The organism is Geminicoccus flavidas (genome assembly GCF_009806515.1).
GTDB classification, from domain to species: Bacteria; Pseudomonadota; Alphaproteobacteria; order Geminicoccales; family Geminicoccaceae; genus Geminicoccus; species Geminicoccus flavidus.
Map to the genome: position 1 here is coordinate 1 of NZ_WUJP01000760.1, position 996 is coordinate 996.

Genomic DNA, 996 nt, shown 5'->3' on the forward strand with positions numbered 1-996 from the left:
TGGGGCACATGGTAGGTCTTGAGGACCTGGACGAGCGGCGGGCCGTCCTTGGCTATCCCCAGCCGTTCGGCCGTGACAGCAGCATCGGGCACCTCCTCGACCACCGCGCGCAGCAGCCGGCGCACGCCCATGTCGCGCTCAGCCACGCCCAGCAGCACCGGGACGACGCTGTCGGCGGACAGGCCGCGGGCCAGGTCGCGCAGCACGGTGGCCGGGTCGACCGGCCGGTCCTCCAGCAGCTGCTCCAGGAGTTCGTCGTCGAAGTCGGCCAGCGTTTCCAGCATCTCCTGGCGCGCCTGGCTTTCTCGGTCCCGATATTCCTCGGGCACCGGCATCTCGTCGGAGGGGGCGCCCGGGTTGAAGTGCCAGGCCTTCTCGTCGACTAGGTCGATATAGCCGACCAGGCCCTCGCCCCGGCCGATCGCATAGAGATGCGGCACCACCGGCCGCTGGCTGACCGCCCGCAGGCCCGCTAGCAGATCGCGCCAGCGCACTTCCGAGCGGTCCATCTTGTTGATGAAGATCAGGTGCGGCAGGTGGATCTCGTCGAGGAAGTGAAGCAGCGGGGCGACCGCGACCAGGCGCTCCAGCACCGGCTCCACCACCACCACCGCCGCATCGACCCCGGTCAGGATCGAGCGGGTGTCATGGATAAACTCCACCGAGCCCGGGCAGTCGATCACGGTGAGCCGCCTGCCGTCGAATGTGACGTTGGCGCAGGTGGGCTCCGTGCTCATCTGTCGCGCCCGGGCCTCGGGCGCATGGTCACCTACCGAGGTGCCGTCGGCCACCTTGCCCTTGCGCGCAATGGTGCCGGACACGAACAGCATGCTCTCGAGCAGGCTCGTCTTCCCGGCACCGTTCGGCCCGACCAGCGCGAGGTTGCATGGGTTACGGTCGGTACTCATTCGTTCTCGGCCTCCCTTGTCCGTGCGCCGTCGGGCGCGGTCGGCATCCCATGGGCAGGAAGGCGTCCGACCGGCTCGCGCGATCGGG

At 69.2% G+C, this 996-nt stretch carries 1 protein-coding gene; it reads right to left on the reverse strand.

Features of this window, described 5'->3' with window-relative positions; all coding sequences use genetic code 11:
- The coding region (locus EQG76_RS21815; protein ID WP_200841010.1) for a GTP-binding protein at positions 1-908 on the reverse strand (908 nt) is incomplete at its 3' end.
- Between the last annotated feature and the right edge of the window lie 88 nt (positions 909-996).